21 protein-coding genes are annotated in these 24,780 nt (G+C 46.6%); 16 read left to right on the top strand and 5 right to left on the bottom strand.

The genetic code is table 11. The features are described from left to right. The 8 genes from HMPREF1863_RS04855 to ppsA are packed head-to-tail and all read left to right on the top strand — an operon-like array spanning window position 1 to window position 9,591. A complete protein-coding gene (locus HMPREF1863_RS04855; protein WP_068367942.1) occupies window positions 1–1,680 on the top strand; it encodes a phospho-sugar mutase in 1,680 nt (559 codons plus the stop codon). Then, window positions 1,677–2,582, top strand: a complete 906-nt coding sequence (locus HMPREF1863_RS04850) for a PfkB family carbohydrate kinase (protein ID WP_068367938.1) — start codon at window positions 1,677–1,679, stop codon at window positions 2,580–2,582. Before HMPREF1863_RS04855 ends, HMPREF1863_RS04850 begins: the two co-directional genes overlap by 4 nt. Then, a complete protein-coding gene (locus HMPREF1863_RS04845; protein ID WP_068367937.1) occupies window positions 2,583–3,131 on the top strand; it encodes an isochorismatase family protein in 549 nt (182 codons plus the stop codon). It abuts the gene before it with no gap. Continuing rightward, a complete protein-coding gene (locus HMPREF1863_RS04840; RefSeq protein WP_068367936.1) occupies window positions 3,131–4,171 on the top strand; it encodes a metallophosphoesterase family protein in 1,041 nt (346 codons plus the stop codon). The genes HMPREF1863_RS04845 and HMPREF1863_RS04840 overlap by 1 nt, the downstream gene beginning before the upstream one ends. Further along, the gene (locus HMPREF1863_RS04835) at window positions 4,161–5,915 is read left to right on the top strand and encodes an ATP-binding protein (protein ID WP_068367934.1); all 1,755 of its coding nucleotides are present in this window, start codon (window positions 4,161–4,163) and stop codon (window positions 5,913–5,915) included. Before HMPREF1863_RS04840 ends, HMPREF1863_RS04835 begins: the two co-directional genes overlap by 11 nt. Before the next feature lie 13 nt (window positions 5,916–5,928). Continuing rightward, window positions 5,929–6,630, top strand: a complete 702-nt coding sequence (locus HMPREF1863_RS04830; RefSeq protein WP_068367932.1) for a metallophosphoesterase — start codon at window positions 5,929–5,931, stop codon at window positions 6,628–6,630. Beyond that, on the top strand, window positions 6,631–7,164 hold the full coding sequence (locus HMPREF1863_RS04825; protein ID WP_068367930.1) for a class IV adenylate cyclase: 534 nt from the start codon (window positions 6,631–6,633) through the stop codon (window positions 7,162–7,164). Between the two features lie 48 nt (window positions 7,165–7,212). After that, window positions 7,213–9,591 carry a phosphoenolpyruvate synthase gene (gene ppsA / locus HMPREF1863_RS04820; protein WP_068367928.1) on the top strand — a complete coding sequence of 793 codons (2,379 nt, stop codon included), beginning with the start codon at window positions 7,213–7,215 and terminating at the stop codon, window positions 9,589–9,591. Window positions 9,592–9,701: 110 nt separating this feature from the next. Here the strand turns inward: ppsA and HMPREF1863_RS04815 are convergent, their stop codons facing one another. Genes HMPREF1863_RS04815 through HMPREF1863_RS04795 form a run of 5 tightly spaced genes read right to left on the bottom strand, consistent with a single transcriptional unit; the run spans window position 9,702 to window position 13,929 of the window. Beyond that, the gene (locus HMPREF1863_RS04815; protein ID WP_068367923.1) at window positions 9,702–10,046 is read right to left on the bottom strand and encodes a DUF6483 family protein; all 345 of its coding nucleotides are present in this window, start codon (window positions 10,044–10,046) and stop codon (window positions 9,702–9,704) included. Next, window positions 10,039–11,004 (bottom strand): porphobilinogen synthase, encoded by a 966-nt coding sequence (hemB, locus tag HMPREF1863_RS04810; RefSeq protein ID WP_269746509.1) that lies wholly within the window; start codon window positions 11,002–11,004, stop codon window positions 10,039–10,041. Before hemB ends, HMPREF1863_RS04815 begins: the two co-directional genes overlap by 8 nt. Then, entirely contained in the window at window positions 10,985–12,466 is a 1,482-nt protein-coding gene (gene cobA / locus HMPREF1863_RS04805; RefSeq protein WP_068367918.1) for a uroporphyrinogen-III C-methyltransferase, read from the bottom strand. The genes hemB and cobA overlap by 20 nt, the downstream gene beginning before the upstream one ends. Then, entirely contained in the window at window positions 12,459–13,343 is an 885-nt protein-coding gene (gene hemC, locus HMPREF1863_RS04800; RefSeq protein WP_068367917.1) for a hydroxymethylbilane synthase, read from the bottom strand. Before hemC ends, cobA begins: the two co-directional genes overlap by 8 nt. Further along, window positions 13,270–13,929: a precorrin-2 dehydrogenase/sirohydrochlorin ferrochelatase family protein gene (locus HMPREF1863_RS04795; protein WP_068367916.1), complete on the bottom strand. Its 660-nt coding sequence runs from the start codon at window positions 13,927–13,929 to the stop codon at window positions 13,270–13,272. Before HMPREF1863_RS04795 ends, hemC begins: the two co-directional genes overlap by 74 nt. Before the next feature lie 143 nt (window positions 13,930–14,072). Between HMPREF1863_RS04795 and HMPREF1863_RS04790 the strand changes: the two genes are divergently transcribed. From HMPREF1863_RS04790 to HMPREF1863_RS04755, 8 genes are all read left to right on the top strand, one after another. Further along, window positions 14,073–16,106, top strand: coding sequence for an S-layer homology domain-containing protein (locus tag HMPREF1863_RS04790; protein WP_068367914.1), 2,034 nt, complete (start codon window positions 14,073–14,075; stop codon window positions 16,104–16,106). Window positions 16,107–16,192: 86 nt separating this feature from the next. Continuing rightward, complete coding sequence (locus HMPREF1863_RS04785; protein WP_068367912.1) at window positions 16,193–16,882, top strand: tRNA threonylcarbamoyladenosine dehydratase; 690 nt, start codon at window positions 16,193–16,195, stop codon at window positions 16,880–16,882. Between the two features lie 17 nt (window positions 16,883–16,899). Further along, window positions 16,900–19,068 carry an ATP-dependent helicase gene (locus HMPREF1863_RS04780; protein ID WP_068367910.1) on the top strand — a complete coding sequence of 723 codons (2,169 nt, stop codon included), beginning with the start codon at window positions 16,900–16,902 and terminating at the stop codon, window positions 19,066–19,068. A gap of 1 nt (window position 19,069) precedes the next feature. Further along, complete coding sequence (ligA, locus tag HMPREF1863_RS04775) at window positions 19,070–21,007, top strand: NAD-dependent DNA ligase LigA (RefSeq protein WP_068367905.1); 1,938 nt, start codon at window positions 19,070–19,072, stop codon at window positions 21,005–21,007. Beyond that, window positions 21,007–21,285 carry an Asp-tRNA(Asn)/Glu-tRNA(Gln) amidotransferase subunit GatC gene (gene gatC / locus HMPREF1863_RS04770; RefSeq protein ID WP_068367904.1) on the top strand — a complete coding sequence of 93 codons (279 nt, stop codon included), beginning with the start codon at window positions 21,007–21,009 and terminating at the stop codon, window positions 21,283–21,285. The genes ligA and gatC overlap by 1 nt, the downstream gene beginning before the upstream one ends. Window positions 21,286–21,294: 9 nt before the next feature. Next, complete coding sequence (gene gatA, locus HMPREF1863_RS04765) at window positions 21,295–22,725, top strand: Asp-tRNA(Asn)/Glu-tRNA(Gln) amidotransferase subunit GatA (protein ID WP_068367903.1); 1,431 nt, start codon at window positions 21,295–21,297, stop codon at window positions 22,723–22,725. Continuing rightward, window positions 22,725–24,155 carry an Asp-tRNA(Asn)/Glu-tRNA(Gln) amidotransferase subunit GatB gene (gatB, locus tag HMPREF1863_RS04760; protein WP_068367902.1) on the top strand — a complete coding sequence of 477 codons (1,431 nt, stop codon included), beginning with the start codon at window positions 22,725–22,727 and terminating at the stop codon, window positions 24,153–24,155. Before gatA ends, gatB begins: the two co-directional genes overlap by 1 nt. 15 nt (window positions 24,156–24,170) lie before the next feature. Beyond that, window positions 24,171–24,779, top strand: a complete 609-nt coding sequence (locus tag HMPREF1863_RS04755; RefSeq protein WP_068367897.1) for a DedA family protein — start codon at window positions 24,171–24,173, stop codon at window positions 24,777–24,779. Window position 24,780: the final 1 nt, after the last annotated feature.

Here is a 24,780-nt window from a genome sequence, read left to right as displayed (position 1 = left end):
ATGGAAATAATAGATCGTATCGCCATGTGGCAATCCCTCGAAAATGTTTCGCCGGAGGATCGTAAACGTTTAGAAGCGATGAGCGAATGTGAGCGGGAGGAAAGTTTTTACAAAGAACTTTCCTTCGGAACAGCAGGGCTTCGCGGAAAAATCGGTCCCGGAACCAATTGCATGAACGAGCAGGTAATTGCGCGGGCGACGAGAGGTCTCGCCGAAGTAATTAACAGACGAGGCGATGCGGCTAAAAAAAGAGGCGTCGCCATTGGCTGGGACGTACGCGAACGCAGCGAAACGTTTATGAAAGTTGCGGCGTCTATGCTCGCAAGCCAAGGTATTCACGCTTATATTTACGCCGGTATTCGTCCGACGCCTATGGTATCTTTTGCCGTACGTGAACTGAACACTCAGGCGGGAATTATGATTACGGCGAGCCACAATCCCAGGGAATACAATGGCTACAAAGTATATTGGGAAGAGGGATCCCAAATCAGAGACGATATGGCGGATGAGATTTCAGACGGCATCGATCAATTCGATTACAATGTGTGGCCCGAAAAAAGCTTCGAAGATTATGTACGGGAAGGGCTTATTCACACGATCGACGAGGATGTAGAGGAAAAATATTACCGCTTAACCTTGTCGAAGACCCTGGAAGAGGATATCGACAAGAACATTTCTATCGTCTATACGCCTTTAAACGGTGTTGGGAATTTACCTGTGCGGCGAGTTTTCGAAACGAGAGGTTTCAGTAATGTTCATTTGGTAGAAGAGCAAGTGGCGCCGGATCCTACGTTTAAGAGCGTGGGCTATCCCAATCCCGAAGATTTAAATGCCTTTAAAAAATCTCTGGAACTCGGTGAAAAGATAGATTCGGACATTCTGATTGCCACGGACCCGGATTGCGATCGCGTCGCCATGATGGCGAAAGATGCAGAGGGTGCATTTGTTCCCTTTTCGGGCAATCAAATCGGCGCATTGTTAATCGATTATATTCTATCCAGACGGAAGGCTCTGGGTACCATTCCTGCCAACGGCGCCATGGTACAGAGCATCGTTTCCGGCGATTTGACCCGCGTCATCGCCGAGTATTACGGCGTGGATATGTATTTATCCCTTACGGGCTTTAAAAATATTTGCGCTCCCGCCAATGAATGGGATCGCACGAAAGAACACGAATTTTTATTCGGATTTGAGGAAAGTATCGGCTATGTTTACGGCGATCATGTGCGGGATAAAGACGGCGTCGTTTCATCTATGATGATCGCGGAGATGGCGGCATTCTATTTGAAAAGAGGAATGAGACTTCCGGAGGTTCTGGATTCTCTCTATAAACGTCACGGTTATCACGGCGAAAAGCTTCTCTCCTTTGTCCGAGAAGGGCAGGAGGGGCAAGAAGAAATCGCCGCTATGATGAAGGATTTAAGGGAAGATCCCCTAACCTCCGTCGAATCTTTGAATGTAGCCGACATAATCGACTACAAAGATGGAGTAGACGGAATCGGCGCGAGCAATGTATTGGAATATCATTTAGATGACGGAAGCCGTTTTTCCATTCGTCCCTCGGGAACGGAGCCGAAAATCAAACTGTATATTTACACCCACGATCCCTCTGAACAACGAGCAAAGGAGAAAATCGACTGGATTCTAAACAGTGTTTCCCGTCGGTTAAATTTATCATGATTCTTATTGTAGACAATAATCCGATATTAGAACGCAGACTTACGGGAGAAAGTTTTCCGAAGGGCGGCACGGGAGAGGCTGTGGAAAGTACAACTTCCGCCACAGGTTATGGCGTCGATATGGCGCGCCTTGCCGGAGATATGAACGAAGGTGCAAGGCTTCTTACCTTTTTAGGCGGCTTTGCCGGAGAGCAGTACGGAAAATTTTTGAGTCAATCGGGGATTGTATTGGAATCGGAAAGCTTACGTGACGAAACCCAAGAGCGCATTATCCTCGAGGAAAAAAACAAGACGACGACGATCTATACGAGAGAACCGCGGATCACGCGGGAGGATACGGTGGATTTTTACGAGCGCTTTGTTCGCGAAAGCGTAGCGAGCGATGTTGTGGTTATCGCCAAGGGAACCCGCTCTAAAGAACCTGAGTCGATGAAGCTTCCCATGGTGCGCTATGCAAGGAGCAAATCCAAGCCCGTCATTATTCTTTCGGACGAGAGAGACGACGTAGAGGAAGTGCGGGAGGCGAAACCCTTCGGCATGATTATCGATCGCGCCGCCCTTAGTCAGCTCGTCGATCGCAATCTTCAGTTCTTAGGCGATATCGCCTCTACTGTCGCAAAGCTTTATGGCGACGATATACCCCTTATTCTCGTAACGGGAAGTTCCAAGGGTTCCATTCTCTACTGCAAGGGAGAATACTTCTTTGCGAAAAACGACGAGATCAACGATTATTTCGATCCTCACCACGCAGCGGTTGCTATGGCGGCGGGGATTGTTCGAAAATACGACGCGCCGACGCTGTTAAAACTTACGGCAGCGGCAGCTCAAAGCGAAAAGACAACGGATTTTGCCACGATTAAATCCGATATGAATCGCATCAATGTACAATCTATGGAGGTTTAAATGGATTTTAAATTAGATCGCAACAAGACGATGTTTTTATTTATCGACATTCAGGATTCCTTGGCGAATGCTATTTACGATAAGGAACGTATGCTCCATTACGCCGGCGTTTTAGCCGATACGGCGGAAATCATGAAGATCCCCACGATCTTTACGACGCAATACAAAAAAGGCTTGGGAGAATTCACCCCTTCCATTCGTAGTAAAGTCAGCGATGCAGTGGATTTCGATAAAAAATCTTTCTCCTGTATGTTGGATGAAGACATTGCCGCTTATATCGAAAGGGAAAAGCCCGAGCAAGTCGTAGTATGCGGTATGGAAACCCATATTTGCGTGTTGCTTACCGTTAGAGATTTAATTGAACGAGGCATCGACGTTTACGTAGCGCAAGATGCTATTAGCTCCCGCAATCCGGAGTCCGCTATTTTCGCTTACGAAGAAATGCGTCAAATGGGCGCGTCCATTCGTCCGACGGAGACGATTTTGTTCGATCTTAACAGTGTATCGGGCACCGATGAGTTCAAAGCGGTGCAAAAACTTATTAAATAATGCGGTTTTTGCATACGGCGGATCTACATCTCGGCAGAAGCTTTCCGTTTTCTCGTTCCAAGGATCGTGAACAGGGGCGTAACGATCGCTTTTTAACCTTTCAGCGCATTTTAGAATACGGTACCTCTCAATCCGTCGATTATCTGTTTTTAGTCGGCGATATTTTCGAGCAGGAAAAAATTCGGCCGGAGGAAGTGGATTACGTCCTCGGCCTTTTAGGGGATCAGCATTTCGTGACCCTTCTTCTTTTGGGAAATCACGATTTTAAACTATACGATTATATAGCATCCCGTCTTCCCGAGAATGTCTTTCTCTTTGAGCAAGGGGTCCTTAGCGACTATCGAGACGAAGGGCAAAAGATCATCTTTTACGGTACCAGTTGGGATCGGGACAGTTACCATCGCATTTTGCAATGCGGCGAAGAAGGCTTTCAAGACGATTACCGCCACATTTTATTGCATCACGGCAATTGGACCGGCGGGGACGGATATTTTCCCGTCGACGCGAATATTTTGCCATTTTTCGATTATATCGCCCTGGGCCACGTGCACAAGCCGATTTTATACGAGAACAAATTGCAAATGTGCGGCACGCCGGAGCCTTTGGATCGTACCGATCGGGGAAAGTTGGGCGTGGTATACGGCGAACTCACTGACGTACTGTCTACGAAATACATTCCCCTGGCGCGGCGTATTCTTCGCCATAAGACCCTTGACACATCGTCTAAAAATGTTTTGGACGAGTTAAAAGAGGGCTTGCAAAACGATCGTGCGATTTACAGCTTTTATCTTACAGGAGGCTATCGCGGTGTCCTCGACAAGGAAATTCGCCACATGCTGGATCTTGCCGGCGTAGCCTATGAAGTGGAATGGGCGAGGGATTTGCCGAAACTTATCGAGCGCGTCTACAAAGCCCATGAAAACGACGCTTTAGGCGAGTTTATTCGCCGAGCATCGAGCCTCGATGAAGACGAGGACACGATTCTCGCCGTATGCGATATGGGCATCCGTTCACTTTTGGGAGAGCACTATGATTCATAAACTGGAATTAAAAAGTTTTGGCGGCTTTCACGATACCGAAGTAGTTTTCGGCGAGGGTTATCAATGTTTGCCGGGACCGAATGAATCGGGGAAGACCACGACGATCATGTGCATACGCGCTCTTCTTTACGGATTTTCAAAGGACAGTTTAAATCGCAAGCTTTACTCCGACGGGTACGAGGATTACAAGCCTTTGCAAGGGCGAGATTTTTCTGCCGCCATGGAAATTGAAACAGGAAAGGGACGCTTTCGTATCGAGCGCCAATTTCATAAGGAAAATGAGCAGATGATTCTCACTAACTTGGACACCAATGACATCATCGAGGACGAATCACTTTATGCCTTTTCGGGTATTCCCCAACCGGGAAGTTATTTCTGGGGTCTTTCGCAAGACGATTTTATGCGTTTTTTCTGCATGGATGACCTTCAGGCCACCGATGCCGCGTCGATTTTAAAGCGTATTGAAGAATCCAGAGATTTCGTAACTAAGGGTAACAGCACCCTGCGTTTTGCAGATAGCTACGTCTATTTAGATAAAAAGCGCAGAGAAATCGGAACTCCGCGGGCAAAGAAATCGCCTATCGGCCAATATCGCGAACAAATTGCAAGATTTGAGGAAGATATGGCGGATCTTCGCGCTCAATCCAGGGAGTTGGAAGATCATCGCTCGAAAAAAACGCAAATGGCGCAGGAACTTCGTAGTCTTCAAAGAGAACGCAAGTTACAGATCGAGAAACATCAGATTTTGCCGCAATTAGGCGAAAAGCTGGAGCTGGCAAACCGACTGGACGATAGACTGCTTGAAAATGAAAAAGCCATCGATCGCTTCGAATCGAAAAAGATGAGCAAAATGACGAATAAACTCGGAATGGCTAAAGTCTCCGGCATGTTAGCTTTCCTCTTTTTGCTTGTGACGGCGGCATTGGCGTTCTTCTTTCATCAGGAAGAAATCGCCGTCTTATCCTTCGTCGCTACAGTCTTTTTTGGAGCAAGTTCTCTGATCTTTTTTCTTTGGAATGCGCGCACAAAAAATCTTCTGCGCACCTATCATAATTTATACGGAGAACGAGACGGGCTTTTGGCGGAAAAGCAGGCCTTATGTTCCTGGCTCGATCCTTATATCGACGAAGATATTGAAATGGAGACCTTGAAAGATTCTTTGTACCGTTACGCTCAAAAACTGGAATCCCTTCCCGATCGGGGTAGGGAACTGGACGTCGCCATCGAACAGATTCAGCGACAATTGGGTTTTTTAGACGGAAAAGAGCGAGAGGCGGAAGCCATTCAACAAAAAATGGCACAGACGGAAAAAGCCTACAAGGAAGAGAAAGCGTCGGGCAGAGAGCTCGAGGAACAACTTAAAATTATCGACCTTACGGAATCTATTTTGCGAGAAGTGGACGCCGAGGGCGAACAAGGGTTTAAGCGAGAAATTATATCCGCAGGGGAAAAGATTCTCGCCGCGTTAAGTGACGGACGATATGACACTATTGCTTTCGGGAAAGATCACTTTATCCTATCGGGTAAGGATCGTCCGAGTTTGCGTGATACGCAGCTTAGTCGCTCCACAGCCGATCTGTTAGTTCTTTCCCTTCGTTTAGCGGCGGTGAACCAAATGGATCCCCACATTCCCATGGTTTTTGACGACGGCTTTGTTTATATGGACGAAGAACGACGGGAAAACCTCGTGGATTATTTAAAGCATATGAACCGACAAATTTTAGATTTTACAACACCGAAATAGAAAGGAGAGTAGATTGATCTGGGCCATTGGCGACTTACATTTAGATCATAAAAAAGAAAAGCCCATGGATGTCTTCGGCAAGGCATGGGAAGATCATGAGGAAAAAATTTTCGACGCATGGAATAATCGTGTCGCAGCAGATGACACGGTTTTAGTCGTAGGCGATATTTCCTGGGCTTTAAAATTGGAAGACGGAAAAGAAGACCTGATTCGGCTCGACGCATTGCCCGGTCGCAAGATTTTAATTAAGGGCAATCACGATTATTGGTGGTCTTCATTAAATAAATTGGAAGGACTCGGCCTTCAAACGGTAGACTTCTTACACAATACGGGCATGGTCATCGGCGATGTGGCGATTTGCGGAAGCAGAGGTTGGACCGACATCGACGCCGGCAGTGTGGACGAGAAAGACGAAAAGATTTACAAGCGGGAACTCAATCGACTTCAATTGAGTATCGACTCCATGGAAAAGGAGGCGGAGGGAAAGATGATTTCTCATCGCATCGCCATGTTGCATTATCCGCCCTTTACGTCGAAAGGAGAACCCAATGATTTCGCTACCATATTAAGCGAAGCGAATATCGACCTCTGCGTCTACGGCCATCTCCACAGTTACGGCCATAAATTCGTAGTCGAAGGGGAATTCGGCGGCGTGAAGTACCTGTGCGTGTCGTCGGATTATATCGATTTTAAAGTGCGAAAATTAGAGGTTTAAATGGAACGGGAAATTGAAGTAAAGGTATTAGGCGTCGATTTACATGCCATGGAAGAAAAAATTATCGCTTGCGGCGGCACAAAAATCAGCGATGAAAAACAAACGACCATCGTCATCAATTCCGACCTTCATCCGATTTCAGAAGATCTCGGTTACCTACGTTTACGTGAAACACGAAAGGACGGGGCGATCGAGAGAGTATGCACGTTTAAAGAGAAAAAAGCCAATAACGGCGTGCGCGTTTACGACGAGCATACGGTGGCCATCGACGCTATGGATGACATGCTTACGATCTTTAAACTATTAGGATACGACTGCATATCGCGCGGCGAAAAACATCGCATCAGTTATCGCTTAAAAAGTTGTCGTTTAGATTTGGATCGCTGGGATGAAAAGACCTACCCCGATCCCTATATGGAGATCGAAGGCGAAAATCGTGAGGCCATCGAAGAGGTGATTCGCGATCTATCCATCGATCCGAAACAGGTGAGCACCCTCTCGATTCGAGAACTGCAAAAATTAAAAAATAAATAGTACAACATAAATAGGCAATGTGCTATAATACTTGCGAGGAGGAATGATATGACAGGTTTTAAATTTATTCGCTTTTTCCACGAAATCCGCAAAGACGACGTAGCCATCGTCGGTGGAAAAGGTGCCAACTTAGGAGAGATGACGAATTTCGGTTTGGACGTACCCCCGGGATTTTGCGTTACCTCCGCAGGTTATGATGCATTCATCGAATACGCAGGTTTAGAAGAAAAAGTTCGTTTCTTAATGGAAGATTTGGATGTCGACGATGTCGATATGTTGACTGCCGCCAGCGACGACATTCGCAGAAGCATTGAAGAAGGCGGAATCGATCCTAAAATCGAAGAAGAAATTGTATTGGCTTATAAAGAATTCAGCCGCTCCATCGATTTAAAGGATCCCCAAGTTGCCGTACGTTCTTCTGCTACAGCGGAAGATTTACCCGATGCATCCTTTGCAGGCCAACAAGATACTTACTTACACATTGCAGGTGAAGAAGAATTAGTCCATCACGTTCGTAAATGCTGGGCAAGCCTTTGGACACCGAGAGCGATTTATTACCGCGCGAAACAAAATTACGATCACTTTGCCGTTTCCCTTTGCGTGGTCGTTCAAAAAATGGTTAATTCCGAAAAATCCGGCGTTATGTTTACCGCCAACCCCATTAACAACAGCCGCGATGAAATGATGATTAACGCAAGTTACGGCTTAGGCGAAGCCGTGGTCAGCGGTACGGTTACTCCCGATGAATACGTCATTAAGAAAAGCGACAAGAGCATTTTAGAAAAAGTCATCGCCGACAAAAAGAAAATGGTCGTTCAAAACGATTCCGGTATCGGCACGCACGAAGCCGATGTAGAAGACATTCTCGGCGCCGGCGCCGTAAAAGAAGAATGCCTTTCGAAAGAAGAGCTGGCAACTTTAATCGATGCCGGTCTTAAAATCGAAAGTTTATACGGAAGCGTACAAGATATCGAGTGGGGAATGGACCGCGACACCAAAGGTCTTTATATTTTACAATCTCGCCCCATTACGACTCTTGGTGAAGAAGACAAACCGGAAGAGGAACGTGATATGACCAAAGAACCTGAAAAGCTCAACCCATTAGTACGCGGCCTTGCGGCATCTCCCGGAATCGGAAGAGGTAAGGTTAAAAAGATTAAAGACGTGAGCGAAATTAATCTCGTAAAAGAAGGGGATATTCTCGTCACCGCCATGACCAACCCCGACATGGTACCGGCCATGCGTACCGCCGCCGCCGTCGTAACCGACGAAGGTGGCAGAACCTGTCACGCGGCCATCGTTAGCCGCGAACTCGGCATTCCCTGCGTAGTTGGCAGTAACGATGCCACTACCGTATTAAAAGAAGGCATGGAAATTACCGTCGACGCTACACGCGGTGTCGTCTATGAAGGAAGCGTTCTTCACGATCGCGATAAGAAAAAACCTGAGGCGCAAACCGGCGGCGCAGGTGTCGGTATCGATCTCGACGAACTCAAGAGTTTAGTCGCTCCCGTTACCGCGACGAAGATCTATATGAATCTCGGCGAACCGGCTCTTATTGAAAAATATAAGAATCTTCCCTTCGACGGCATCGGCTTAATGCGTACGGAATTTATTTTCACCAATAAAATCGGCGCGCACCCCATGTACCTCGCCAAAACCGGTCAAGGCGATCTCTTGATCGAAAAATTGGCGGAAGGCATTGCGGAAGTAGCCGGCGCTATTTATCCGAAACAAGTTGTCGTTCGTATGAGCGACTTCCGTACCAACGAATTCCGCGGCTTAAAGGGCGGCGACGAAGTTGAACCCCACGAAGAAAATCCCATGATCGGATGGCGTGGTGTCAGCCGTTACATTTCCCCGGAATATGAAAAGGGCTTTAGACTTGAATGCCAAGCTATGCGCAAAGTCCGCGAAGATTTCGGTCTCGACAATGTAGTGGCCATGCTTCCCTTTGTCCGTACACCGGAAGAACTGGTAACCGTTAAAGAAATTATGGCGGAAGAAGGTTTGAAGCAATCTAAAAACTTCAAGATCTGGATTATGGCGGAAGTTCCCTCCGTCGTTTTCCAAGCGGAAGAATTTGCCGAATTGGTCGACGGCTTCTCTATCGGATCCAACGACCTTACCCAACTTACCATGGGCGCCGACCGCGACAGCGGCATCTTAAACCGCATGGGTTACTTCGATGAACGTAACGAAGCGGTTAAGCGCGCTATCAAAACGTTAGTACAAGCGGCCAACAAAAAAGGCATTACGTGCTCTATTTGCGGCCAAGGCCCGAGCCAATACCCGGAATTTGCGGAATTCCTCGTAGAATGCGGTATTACCTCCATGTCCGTCAACCCGGATACGGTGGATTATACTCGCAGACTCGTGGCGAGCGTAGAACAAAAAATGATTCTTCGCAAATTAAGAGAACAATAAAAAGTAAAAGAGCCGCCGAGGAAACTCGGCGGTTTTTGCTTGGAATAGAGTATAGAAAAAGGTTCGAGCCGCTTGGGTTCGAACCTTTTGCATTTTCCGAAAGTATGAAATTAAAATTCCACGTCAAAGAGTTTGGCATAATCCCGTAAGCCCGTCTCGATTTCTTTCGTAGAAAAATCGTGATCATGAAGGGTCTTTTCCGGTATTTGTAAAAGTGTTTGGTAAAAGAAGATGCCGGAGGCCAAATCCATAGTTCCCGTCTCGGCACCGTCGAAAAGAAGATCTTCGGCGTCGTTATAGCGCCCTTCTTCGATTAATTTGGCGAGTTCGCGAAAGGATTCCCTTTCCGTGATCTTTTTCTTTTCCAACGCGATGTCCTCTTTTGGAAAAATCAACCGCAGTAGGAATTGAATATATTCCTGAATTTGTTTCATGAGAAAATCATTTTTAAGCATGATATCCCTCTTGTAATTTTTCCGCCAGCCATTTGGCGTGGTAGGTAATGATCATTTTGGCGCCTGCGCGCTTCATGGCGATCATGTTTTCCATAATAATGCTTTCGTCGAGAATGCCGCATTCGATGGCTTTTAGGATCATGGCGTATTCGCCGCTTACATTGTAGGTGACGAAGGTGGTGTTAAAGCTGTCCTTCGCCCGGGCGAGTACATCTAAATAGGCGAGACCCGGTTTGACGATAATAAAATCCGCATCTTCATCTAAATCCTGTGCGATTTCTCGGAGGGCTTCGTCACCGTTGTGAAAGTCCATTTGATAGGATTTTCTGTCGCCAAAGGAAGGGCTGCTGCCGGCGGCGTCGCGGAAGGGGCCGTAATATTTCGATGCAAATTTGGCGGCGTAACTCATAATGGGAATATCTTTAAAGCCGTTTTCATCGAGAGCACTTCGAATTTTTGCCACGCGGAAATCCATCATATCTGAAGGCGCGATCACATCGCTTCCCGCCTTAGCTTGGGATACGGCGATTTTTGCGAGGTAATTTAGCGTGTCGTCATTATCCACCATGCCGTGTTCGTCTAAAATGCCGCAGTGGCCGTGGTCTGTATACTCGCACATACAGAGATCGGTTATGACGACTAAATCGCTCGTAACCTCTTTAATTTTTCGGCAAGCCTGTTGAATAATACCGTTATCATCGTAAGCGCCGGAGCCGCAGCTGTCCTTGTGGTTGACGACGCCGAAGAGGATGACGGCGGGAATTTTCAATTTTACAATCTCGCGAATCTCCTCTTCCAAGCGATCGATGGAGAAATGGTATACGCCGGGAAGAGAGGGAATTTCCTGTTTTATATTTTCCCCTTCAATGACGAAGAGGGGGTAAATTAAATCCTTTACATCCAGACTGTTTTCCGCAGTCATAGCGCGAAGGATGGGGTTATTTCTGATTCTGCGCATTCGCATGGTGTAACTCCTTTACTACAGATTGGCAAAGAGAGTCGAAAGTAGCTTTCTCTGCCATATAGATCTTATTGTCCTCGATAGCGTGATCTAAAAGCGTGCGTTTAGTAGAGGGGCCGATAGCAAAAAATAAAGCGTCTTTTACGTCATTATTCCTGTAATGGCGAAAGAAATTGGTAACGGAAGAGGAAGAGCCGAACAAGACGGCATTCACGCCTTCGGGCAGATCCGATCCTCTTCCGGGATCGGCGGCATCGTATACGGCGAGATCGACTACATTTCCTATGGCTGCCAGCACCTTTCCCAAGGTGGGATCGCTTTTTTTCGAATGGGGATAGAAAATAGTAGGATGCTTCCCCTTATATTCCTTTTCTAAAAGCTTCGCAAGATGTTTGCCGTCGTAAATGTCGGGGTGACCTTTCGAGCGAATGCCGTAAGAAGCTAACGCTTCGTCGGTCTTTTTGCCCACTGTGTAAAAGTCCACGTCCTTCAGATCGCGAATATCTCTATTTATTATAAAACTCCGAAGGAAATAATGTACGGCGTTTTTTGAGGTTAAGACCACGAGATCAGCGGTGAAATCTTTTGTCGCAAGAAAAAGTTTTTCCTCGTCGACGGGGATGATCTCGATCATGGGGCGGTTATGGACGCGATAACCTTCTTTTTCCAACCGTCGGCTCACGCGATGCTGTTTATCCTCAAAGGTTAAGACGATGTTTCCTTTACAATGAGGGGAAGGAATCAGATCTTTGTGAAGAGATACCACGTCGCCGACGACGATAATGGAGGGGCTGACGAGGGTGTCGGGAATGCCGTTTTCCGCCACGTCTTTTAAAGTGGAACAAAAAGAGCGCATATCTTCCGTGCCGCCCTTAGAAAGGATGGCCATGGGCGTGTCCTCATTTTTGCCCCCATCGATGAGCGAGTGGGCGATGGCTTGACTTCGGCTAAGACCCATGTAGATGACGAGAGTAGAGGGAAGGGCGGCGTAAGCTTTTACATCTTCCGGCCCGTCTTTTGAAAATGCCGTAAGAAAGGTAACGGCGCGGGCGGTATCTCTAAAAGTGACGGGGATGCCCGCCAAGGCGGGTACGGCGACGCCGGAGGTAATTCCCGGATACACGGTAAAGGGAATGTCGCGCTCTTTTAAATAGAGGGCCTCTTCGCCGCCGCGGCCGAACACATAGGGATCGCCACCCTTTAAGCGGAGGACGCGCTTGCCCTCCAAGTATTTTTCGACTAAAAGGGCGTTAATGTCGTCTTGTGGAATTTTGTGAAGATCCTTTTTTTTGCCCGCGTCGATTGTTTCCGCATGGGGCGCAAAGTCCAGTAAACGCTGATCCATCAATCGATCGTAGATGATGCAATCCGCCGACTGAATCTCCCGTAAGACGCCTATGCTGACATGATCCATATGGCCGATGCCTGCGCCGGCGATGATAACCGGGTATTTAATCACGGTTTTTCACCTCCCGAACGAGTTTTAGTACATCTTCTTCCGCCGTAGTAAAGGTGGAAGGAATGGAAGCGTAACGAAGGGGATCCTTTGCACTTTTCGCAAAGCAGCCGTGTAATTGAATATCGGTAGAATTTATTTTTTCGATGTAGATGCCGATGGGGGAATGGCAGGATGCATCCAGTGCCTTTTGGTATTTGCGCTCCACTTTCATGCGGAAATGGGCATAGGGATCGGAAGCCTCCTTAAAAATTTCGAGAAGATCTGTTCGTTTTTCGGAAATTTCGATGCCGAGCAAACCCTGGGAAGGAGAGGGAATAAAACGGGTGGGATCCAGTACGCAGGAAATGCAATGGGTAAGGCCGGAGCGTTCCAAGCCGGCATAGGCTAAAATTGTACCGTCGGCTTCGGAAGCCATCATTTTTTCGATACGCGTTTGAATATTGCCGCGAATAGGGACGGTCGTCGCATGGGGATAGAAATGGAGCAGTTGTGCTTTTCTGCGATTGCTTCCCGTAGCGATCACCATATGGTGAAGATCATCTTCTCGGTGCAAAGGTGTCTTCGCCACGATCACATCCCGCACATCGGGAGCTTTCGGCGGCGGCGCCAAAATATAGCCCTCCGGTAACATGGAGGACATATCCTTTAGGGAATGGACGGCAACGTCTACAAAGCCCGATGTGAGAGCCGATTCAAGTTCGCCGACAAAGACGCCGTTTTTGCCCACCTTATCGATGGGAATGTTTTGATATTGATCGCCTTTTGTGGACACGGTGACCAGTTCCGTTTCCATGCCCCCGTCTTCAAGAATTTGGGCGACGGTCTTCGCCTGCGTGATCGCCAGTTGACTTTTTCTCGTTCCTATTCGAATCTTCAATTCGATCCTCCCAAAATGTGCTGCTTATTTTTTCCTTCTCCCAAAGCTCCGTCATAAGCTTTGAAATATAAGGGCTGTTTTCTTCGATTAATCGCTTGCGTATGTCGTTCATAAGATTCAGCTTTTCTTCGGAATATCCGTCGATAAATTCTTCCATATCCCGCTTAATAAACTGAGAAAGGCTCGGGTTACCCGTCTGAATGGTAACGAAAAGAGGTCCCTTTGAAACATTGGCCATTAAGTGAAAATCCGAATTACTTTGATCGTTTAAGGACAAGACGGGAACGGAAGAAACCTTCGCCCTTTTCATTAAACGCTTATTCAAACCGTCGTCATTTGTAGCGAGGATTAAATAATCGTAGGCAAAGAAACGAAAATCTTCGTCGATCTCCAGCTCTTTTAAAAAAATACGTTCGCTGTTTTCTTCGGCGAGCGTGCGGAGTTCGTCTGAGAATTCTTTTGAAAGGCAGTAAATCAAAAATTCCGATGTTAAAAGACCTTTGATCTTAATATAGGCGCCGCGACCGCCGCCGATAACGAGTACTTTTTTATTTTTCGTGTCCACACTTATTGGATAAAAACGCATAGCCCCTCCTCACCGCTGTGTTTTTCTTTACTATTATAACAAACGATATTTGATTTTCCCCAAGATATGATACAAAAACGTAATGGATCACAGCTATCACCATGATATAATGGGGATAAGTTGAATGCAAAAGGAGGAATGTTATGAAGAATAATAAAATAAAAGCAGTGGCAGTGTTGGCATTGGCAGGTGTCATGCTGGCTCAACCGATCTCCACTATGGCAGCATCTTTTTCCGATGTACGCTCCGACAACTGGGCCTTTCCCCATATTTCGAAACTCGCGGATTTAAGAGTCATTAGCGGCTATACCGACGGCACCTTTAAACCCAAACGTTCCGTAAGTTATCTGGAAATTATGCAGCTGTTAAAGGGCATTCAAAGTCCCAGCGCACAAGATGAAACACGGGCAATCAGTAAATTTGGACAAGTTTCCGATAAATATAAAGTGCCGGGATGGGCACGCAGCGCCATTTGCTGCGCTCTCGAAAGAGGCGTTATTACGGAAGAAAACTTAAAGGCGGCATTTGAAAAAGGCTATATTACCAATACACCGAAGGCACATCAATACCCGAGCCGTGAATTAATTATGGTTTATTACGCCAAAGCCTTGGGAATTGAAGCGAAGAAAAACATTACGAACATTGCCGTAAACGATATTAATGCCATCGGCAATACGCCGAAAGCACTTACAGGCGATGTCGATATTAAAGGGCTTTACGCGGGAATCATTGAAGCGGGTGTTTTCCACGCCAAAGGCGACGACGGATTCTTCAATCCTCAACAACCTTTACACCGCGATCAAATGGCGACCATTACCAATTTAAGCTACGATTACAAAAACAAGGCGAAACAAACGAAAGATTACGAAGGGGAAGTTTACTTTAACGAAGAAGTCAACGGAACGCCGACCTTTGCCTTAAAGGGAAAAGACGGCAAGGCCACCGCATTTGTATTGGGTAGCGACACAAAGGTTACCCTCAACGGAAAAGCGGGCACTGCCAAAGACATTACCGTCGGAGCGAAGGTTAAAGTTTCCGCCTACGCCTCCACTACCGGCATCGCCTCTTTACACGCTGTTAAAGTGGATATTGTCTCCAATGATGTTGTCGGCACGGGCGTCGTACGATCCACTGTCAAAGACGGCATTACTGTAGACTATGTGACGAAAAAAGACGCCACGGTAGACTCCAAGTTTAAAGCCGATTACACCACGACCTTTAAATTCGACAAAGATACCAAAGTAAAATCCTTAGGAAAAGCTATTAAAGCAGACGACATTCGTTCCACGGATATGGTTATCTTTAAGGCGCGAAACAGCGTATTGACCGAAGTAGAAGTGTATCCTCAAAGCGGCGTGGCATCTGGTGAGTTTGTAAATTTTGACTACGGATCCCGCTTTGGAGGCGATGCTACACTTTATCTGAAGCTGGCTGACGGTAAAACTTACACCTTTAAGGTGCAAGATAATAGAGTAAGAGACGACCTCTATGAAAAGACGAAGGGCCTCAACAAGGGATATCCCCTTACCATTAAAACGAGTTATCAAAATGTCGTATCGGCAACGGATACCCAAGAGGATCTTACTGGATTGTTCGTGGACGCATGGACTTACTCTTATGGTGAATCACGCATAAAAATTAAAAATGAAAAAGGCGAACGGGAGTTCATGCTGAAAGATAAGATAACCTTTAAAGATCCATCGTCACCAAACGGAAGAACTCTTTCCGTCTCCGATCTTATATCAGCTATGCGAAGCATTGGACGACCGGAATACGTTGAAGTCAAACTCCATTTAACTGGAGGAAAAGTTGATGGTGTCACAGTTGTTCGCAGATTAATCGAAAAGAATGTAGTTTATTCGATTAGTACCGTAAAAAAAATAGATGATGTTGAGCAAGGTTCTAGATGGGCTTACAATGCATGGGAAGGTTACTCAGCCTATAAGGTCGACTACAACGGATCTTCCACTCACATGAATGTTAAGCTCCCGGGTAGATTCCAAATCAAAAAAGAATTTGATAGCGCTCTCGCATCTTATGGTAACCAAGGAAGATTGGCGCTCTGCTTCGATCTTTATGATGAAGGCGGTAAGTACTCCTTGGGGAATGTACGCATCAATGGCCCCTATCTGAAAGATACACCTATTTTTCCCTTAAATACCTTGGCGTGGAATTGATACCAATTGAATGAAAGTCTCGGCGAATTGTATTCGCCGGGGCTTTTTTGTTATAATGAGTTGTTAGAACAGTAGGGGAGGAAAGTATGGATCCATTTCTAAGAACCCGGTGGCTTATTGGAAACGAAGCGCTGGAAATGCTAAAAGAAAAACGCGTCATCGTCTTCGGTATCGGCGGCGTCGGAGGACATTGTGCCGAAGCGCTCCTGCGCTCGGGCATCGGCACCATAGATATAGTGGACTTCGATCGAGTAGATGTGACCAATATTAATCGTCAGCTCGTCGCGACCATGGAAACCGTCGGCGAATTAAAAGTGGACGCATTAAAAAACAGGCTTTTATCCATACTCCCCGAAAGCCGAGTGCATGCCTATCCCTTGCGCGTAAGCGAAGATACCATCGATCGATTCGATTTTGCGTCCTATGATTATGCGATCGACGCTTTGGATCAGGTAAGCGCCAAATTGCTTTTAGCGCAATCGGCTCAAGAGGCAAACACGTCTTTTATTTCCGCCATGGGGGCGGGTAATAAATTACATCCCGAACTTTTGGAAATAACGATGCTCTCTAAAACCAGTATGTGCCCTCTTGCAAAAGTGATGCGAAGGGAAACGAAGCGTAGAGGAATCGCAGATTATGCTGTAGTCTATTCTAAAGAAGCGCCTCATAAAGAAGAGGGGGAAGGGGAGCGTTCCCCGGCGAGCATTTCCTTTGTACCGCCTGCATCGGGCTTACTCATCGCATCGAAAGTTGTACGTGATCTTATTGGAAAGTAGAAATGAGGAAAGAGTCCATGTTAAGTCGTTATAATGATCGTCAACGGGAAGCGATTCTCGCCACCGAAGGACCTTTGCTCGTCTTAGCAGGGGCGGGAAGCGGCAAGACCCGCGTGGTCACGGGGAAGATCGCTTATTTAATCGAGCATCTTCGCGTATCGCCCTATCATATTTTGGCGATTACCTTTACCAATAAAGCGGCGAAGGAAATGAAGGATCGGGTGGCGAAGCAACTGGATTATTCCGTCGACGGCATGTGGATCAGCACGTTCCACTCCATGTGTGTGCGAATTTTAAGGCGCAACGGCGACGCTATCGGCTACGATTCCAACTTCGCTATTTACGACAGCTCCGATCAAAAGACGTTGATGAAAGACTGTATGAACGAGCTCAATATGAGCAAGGAAATGTTTAAGCCTTTCGGCGTACTCAGTCAAATTTCCAATTGGAAAAATGAAGGCATGTCGCCGGATGAAGCGATGAAAATGTATTTCGGCGATTTCCACAAGCGGCAAATGGCGGAAGCCTATCGTCTATACGAAAAGAAGAAGCGGGAAAACAACGCCATGGATTTCGACGATTTGCTCGTCAAAACCGTGGAACTTTTCCAAGACCATCCGGACGTGTTGGCATTGTACCAACAAAAATTCGCCTACGTTTTTGTAGACGAATACCAAGACACGAACCATATTCAGTACTTACTCGTTAAAATGCTCTCTGAAAAAGCGATCGGCCTAACGGTGGTGGGGGACAACGACCAATCCATTTACCGTTGGCGAGGTGCCGATATCGGGAATATTTTATCCTTTGAAAAAGATTTTCCGGGTGCCCGCACGATTTTATTGGAGCAAAATTACCGCTCCACGACGCCGATTTTAAAAGGTGCCAACACGCTAATCGCCAACAATCCGGCCCTAAAAAAGAAAAATCTTTGGACCGATCGGGAAGGCGGCGATCCCATTATCTTCAAGGAATTTTTCCATAGCAGCGAAGAGGAAACGGCCGTCATTCAAAAAATGATGCATCTAAATTATAAAGGGGCATCCTTCGGTGATATGGCGATTTTATACAGAACCAATGCTCAGTCGCGCGGCTTTGAAGAAGCGTTGATGCGCGAGGGAATTCCTTACCGCGTCGTCGGCGGTCTCCGTTTTTACGATCGCATGGAAATCAAGGATGTTATCGGCTATCTTCAAGTGATCGACAACCCGAAAGATGATGTCAATCTGCGCCGCATTGTCAATGTGCCAAAGCGCGGTATCGGCGATACGACGGTGGATCAGCTCCAATCCTATGCCGATGAACACGGGCTGGACCTTTTTACCGTCATGGAGACACTCGAAGAAAATGACGATTTAAAAATTCGCGCGCAGAAAAATATTAAACAATTCGTAAATTTAATACATCTTTTAATGAATAAAAAAGAGGAATTAAGTTTAAGCGAATTGGTGGAAGCCGTGTTATTTGAAAGCCATTATGTCGAAGAGCTGAAAAAAGAAGATACGGTTATGTCGGAAACCCGACTTGAAAACCTGGAAGAATTTGTATCCGCGGCGGCGGAATTTCAGCGGGGTAATCCCGATTTGACGTTGACGGATTTTTTGGGAAATCTCAGTTTGATTTCCGACAAAAATGAACTGGTAGACGAAGATCGCTCCGTACAACTTATGACCATTCACGGCGCGAAGGGGTTGGAATTTCCCATTGTCTTCGTCGTCGGCTTGGAGGAAGGGTTATTCCCTACATCGAGAGCTTTCGATACGGAAGAGGAAATGGAAGAAGAGCGTAGGCTTATGTATGTGGCCATGACCCGGGCGGAAGAAAAGTTATTTCTGTCCTCCGCTAAATCCCGTACCCTTTACGGCCAACGGAAACCTGCCGTTAAGAGCCGCTTTATTAAAGAGCTTGAAGATGTCATCGAGATGATCGACAACGAGCCGGTGAAGAAAAATCAGAAATCCGGACACGCCATCTTTACAGGTACTACGACGGTAAAGCCTGCGGCAAAAGTCGCTCCTCAAGAAACGAACGACGTCACATTTTCGATTGGGGATAAATTAATTCATAAAAAGTGGGGCGAGGGAATGGTCGTGCAATTAAAAGGGGATGAAGCGGTCATCGCCTTTGAGGGAAAAGGCCTTAAAACGTTAAATGTTAAAATCGCACCTTTAAGAAAGAAGGAATAACATGGACATGCGCGAGATAGTCGATCAACTAAATACGTGGGCCCATGCCTATTACACTTTGGACGATCCTCTCGTAAGTGATAAAGAATACGACGCTTTATACGATGAGCTTTTGCGCAGGGAGAGAGAAACCGGCAAGGTGCTCTTCGATTCGCCGAGCCGTCGAGTCGGCGGTGATTTGCTGGAGGGATTTGAAAAATTCCAACATGAATATCCGCTTTACTCTTTAGATAAGGCGCAAAATTACGAAACCCTTACCGCATGGATGAACCGCATGGAAGAAGCCGGGGCGTCGAAGAAGGGCTATATGGCGGAATTGAAATTTGACGGCCTCACCATTTCGCTGACCTACGACGACGGTAAACTGACGCGAGCCGTCACAAGAGGCAACGGCATCGTCGGCGAGGTGATCACCGAACAGGTCTATACGATTTCGTCGGTGCCCTTGACCATTCCCTTTAAAGGGCATTTGATCGTACAAGGGGAAGGGCTTATGCCGTATAAATCCTTAGAGGCGTATAATCGCACGGCGGAAGAACCTTTAAAAAATGCGCGTAACGGCGCGGCCGGCGCTCTAAGAAATTTAGATCCCAAGGAAACCCGTCGCCGTCATTTAACGGCTTATCTTTACAATTTAACCTATGCCGAGGGAATGGATTTTAAAACTGACGAGGAAATTAAAGGTTTTTTAAAGGAACAACGATTTCTCGTCCACCCTATGACCCGCCGTGTAGATAATTTTAAAGGTGTTTTTGATTTTATCGAGGAAGTGGAACACGTGCGGCCGAAGTTGGACGTCATGATCGACGGTGTCGTCATCAAAATCAATGATCTCGCCGCAAGAGAACGATTGGGCTATACCGTAAAATTTCCCAGATGGGCCATCGCCTACAAATTTGAAGCGAAAGAAGTAGTGACAACTCTTTTGAATGTGGAATGGGGCGTCGGTCGAACGGGAAAAGTGACCCCTACTGCCATTCTCGAGCCGGTGGACATCGACGGCGTGACCATTTCCAGGGCAACGCTGAATAATTACGACGATATTATAAGGAAGGGTGTATTAAAAGGCGGGCAGGTGCTCCTTCGCCGAAGCAATGACGTCATTCCCGAAATTTTAAAGGGCGTAGGCGACGAAGGCGAACCCATACCTATGATTACCACATGCCCCGCCTGCGGCACGGAACTCGTTCAAAATGGCGTACACAGTTTTTGCCCGAACACCATCGGTTGCGAACCGCAACTTGTGCGTCGAATGGATCACTTCGCCTCTCGCGATGGTATGGATATTCGCGGATTCAGCGAGAAGACCGCGGCGGCCTTAATCGAATCGGGGCTTTTACACGAGATTCCCGATATATACGGATTAAAAATGGAGGATCTGCTGAAACTTGAAGGTTTCGGCGAGAAAAAGGCGAACAATCTCCTGGAAGCTATCGACGGATCCAAGAAGATTCCCTTTCACCGTTTTCTTTATGCCATAGGAATCGGCGGAGTGGGTATAAAGACGGCAAGAGACTTAGCCGCTCACTTTAAAAACTTTAATGCATTGCGACAAGCAGACGAGGAAGAGCTTCAAACCATTGAGGATATAGGACCGGAAACGGCGCGTGAAATTCACGTATTTTTCAGCGACGACGTTATTGGCCATTATGTAGCGGATCTATTAGACGCGGGAATCGACATTCAATATGAGGAACGTCAAACCGGCGGCGACCTGGAGGGGCTCACTTTCGTCTTGACGGGTACTCTTTCAAAACCCAGAAAAGAAGTGAAGGAATCTCTCGAACGTCGCGGCGCAAAAGTAACGAGTTCGGTTTCCAAAAAGACAGATGCCGTCCTGGCAGGCGACAATCCGGGCAGTAAAGCGGACAAAGCCGGAAGCTTGGGCGTGGAAATAGTAAATGAAGCAGAATTTTATGAGAAATGGGGAGATCGATGATGAAAAAGGAAGAAATTAGACATATTGCGGAAATTTCGAAATTACATTTTACCGACGAGGAACTTGACGGAATTGTAAAAGGTTTTTCCGACACCATGGATCTAATCGATACGATTAAAGAGGCGAATATTCATTGTGCGCCTACTTTCCATACGAATAAATTGCCGAATCGTTTAAGAGACGATGAAGTTCGCCCCTCGTTGGATCGCGAGGACGCGACGAAAAATGCCGTAAAGACGAAATACGGCTATTTCGAAATTATTAAGTTTGTCGATTAAGGAGGGACTATGAACCTGATTCAAAAAACCGGACTGGAAACCAGGGAGTTGTTTTTAAAAGGCGACATCACCTGTAGCGAACTGGTCGAGGCCTATTTAGATAAAATTAAACGTGACGACGGCGAACTGAATGTCTTTATTACCGTCATGGAAGATATGGCGCGTGCCAAGGCGAAAGAGCTGGATGAAAAACGAGAAAAAGGCGAACCTCTCGGAAAAATGGCGGGTATCGTTGTATCGGTTAAAGACAATATCGCCGTCAAAGATGTGCGCATGACCTGCGCATCTAAAATGCTCGATGATTTCGTTTCCCCCTACGACGCTATTGTCACCCAAAAATTGAAACGGGAAGATGCCATTCTTATCGGTAAAGTGAACATGGATGAATTCGCCATGGGCTCTTCCACGAAGTATTCCTATTACGGCGTAACGAAGAACCCAGTCGATCCCACACGTGTTTCCGGCGGTAGCTCCGGCGGCAGTGCCGCATCGGTTGCGGCGGAATTTTGTGCCATAAGCCTCGGCACCGATACCGGCGGTTCCGTACGTCAGCCTGCAGCTTTTTGCGGGCTCGTAGGCATGAAGCCTTCTCACGGAAGCATTTCTCGCTACGGCGTAGCCTCTATGGCGAACACATTCGACCAAGTGGGCGTCCTCGCTAAAAGCGTAGACGATGTGGAATATGTCCTATCAATTTTAGAAGGATCGGATTTACACGACGCCACCTGCATCGGCAACGAATCCTTACAATTAGATAGAGAAAAAGATGCGAAATCCTTAAACGGCTTAAAGGTCGCCATTCCCGATGTTTTTAAAACATTCGAAGTGCAAGACGAGGTGCGGGAAGCTTTTATCCATACCGTAGATTTTATGAAATCAAAGGGCGCAGAAGTGGAATTCGTTCATATCGGAAGTTTAGACCTTGCCATCGCCATTTATCATATTCTCGTCAATGGCGAAATTGCACCAAATATGAGCCGTTACGACGGTATTAATTACGGTTACATTACCGACAATTACGACAACATCGAAGAACTTTACGTTCGTACCCGTAGCGAAGGTTTCGGAACGGAAGTTAAACGCCGCATTATGATCGGCTCCTACATTATGAGTATGGATCATTCCAAAGAATATTGGGAACAATCCTTGGAAATGCGCCACAAGATGATCGAAGAATTTAATAGCGTTTTTGAAAATCACGATATTATTCTTTGCCCCACCTCGCCGACGGTGGCAGTACCCATCGACGACGATATGACGCCGGTTGAAATCTATATGCTGGATTTATTTACAGTACCCGTCAACTTAATCGGAACGGGCGGCATCAGTGTACCGGCGACGAAGAAAAATAAATTGCCCGTAGGCATCCAAATCATTCCCAAGAAAGGTAATGACATTCAAGCCATTCAAACGGCAAAAGAATTGGAGGGGAATATCTAATGCGTTACAAGACCATTGTCGGACTGGAAATCCACGTGGAACTTTCCACGAAAACCAAAGCATTTTGCGGTTGTGAAAATGCCTACGGCAGAGAGCCCAATACCTGTACATGTCCCGTTTGTTTAGGTATGCCCGGTGCTACGCCGGTGCTCAATAAAGGGGTTGTGGAGCGCGCCATTGAAATCGCCACGGCTTTCCATATGACCATCAATCATAAGAGTACCTTCTCGAGAAAGAATTATTTCTACCCGGACCTTACGAAGGGTTATCAAATCACCCAAACCGACGAAGCCGTTGCAAACCACGGATATATCGAAATCGAAGGGGATGATGGAGAGGCGAAAAAGATCGGCATCCATCAAATTCAAATTGAAGAGGATACGGGAAAGAGTCTGCACACCGACGAAGGCACGACCCTTATGGACTACAATCGTTGCGGCGTGCCCCTCATTGAAATCGTAACCGACCCGGACATGGCGTCGGGGAAGGAAGCGCGAATTTTCCTGGAAAAACTCCGCAACACCCTGCGCTATCTCGGCGTTTCCGACGTCAAGATGGAAGAAGGTTCTCTGCGATGCGACGTCAATGTCAATATTAAAGACACTGAAACTGGCGAACGCAGCGCCATTAGTGAAGTGAAGAATTTAAACTCTTTCCGTGCTGTCGAAAAGGCCATCGATTATGAAGTGAATCGTCAAATCGAGATGATGGAAAAGGGTGAAAGTGAACTTCGCGCCACGCGCCGTTGGGACGACAGCGTGAACGAAACCATCGTCATGCGTATAAAATACACGGAAAGCGACTATCGTTTTGCACCGGAAGGGGATCTCGGACCCTTGTTTATCGACGATGAATGGATCGCCGAAGTGCGTTCCAATATGGCGGAACTTCCCGATGCGAAATTAAAGCGCTTTATCGAAACCTACGGTTTGAAAGAATACGACGCCAAGGTTATTTGTGCAACTCAAACTGTCGCGGATTTTTACGAAGAAGTGGCGGAGCATTTTAAAGATTACGACATGCTGTCCAATTGGTTTATGACGGAATTTTTACGCCGCATTGAAGTAACCGACGACGGCGGCATGACGGTGCCCTTTGAAGCAAAAGATTTCGCCTATCTTCTCGATGAAATTAAATCGGCGAAGATCAATAACAATGCTGGGAAAAAAGTATTTCGCAAAATGTGCGAGGAAGGCAAGAAACCGAAGGATATTATCGAAGAAGAAGGGCTCGTTCAAATCGGAGACGCTTCTGAGATCGAAGCTTTCGTAAAGGAAGTTTTAGACGAAAATCCCGAATCTGTAGAGCAATTCAGAAACGGTAAGGATCGCGTCGTCGGTTTCCTCGTCGGCCAAGTCATGAAGAAAAGTCGCGGAAAGGCAAATCCGCAAATGGCCAACGAGCTTTTGATGAAGTATTTAAAGGGATAATGGAAAGGTAGAAATTTGGAATCAATTATTGTTTCGGCCATTGAATCATATGGATACTTTGCCGTCTTTGCCTTAATTTTTCTGGAAAATGTCTTTCCGCCCATTCCGTCGGAAGTAATTTTGCTTCTGGGAGGATTTTTCGTAGGTCGCGGTAATCTTAATTTTCTGCCTACGATCCTTTCGGCGACGGCGGGATCCTTATTCGGTGCCTATATTCTTTACGGCATCGGCCGTCTCGTTCCGACGGAAAAGATTTACGATTCCGCCGAACGGGGTTGGATGAAGAAACTGGGCTTTAAGCGAAAAGAAATTTTAACGGTTGTCGAGCAGTTTGAGAAAAAGGGCAAGATATTCGTTTTAATCGGCCGTTGCGTACCGATTATTCGCAGCTTAATTTCCATTCCCGCCGGAATAGTCGAAATGCCTGTGCCGCTTTTTTTCGTACTGACGGTTATCGGATCCTTTGTTTGGAATTCGATCCTAACCTATCTCGGTTACAAAACCGGCGAAAATTGGCATATTATCTTGAGCTATTTGGATTACTATAAATACATCATTGTGGCTCTCCTTGCCGTTGCAGGTGTGGCCTATTTGATTTGGCACTTTAAACAGAAGGAAGAATAGA

Origin of the sequence: Aedoeadaptatus coxii (genome assembly GCF_001553115.1) — a bacterium.
In the GTDB taxonomy this organism is placed as follows: Bacteria; Bacillota; Clostridia; order Tissierellales; family Peptoniphilaceae; genus Aedoeadaptatus; species Aedoeadaptatus coxii.
Note: the sequence above shows the minus strand (reverse complement) of the source record. Positions and strands in the feature narration are given on the sequence as shown.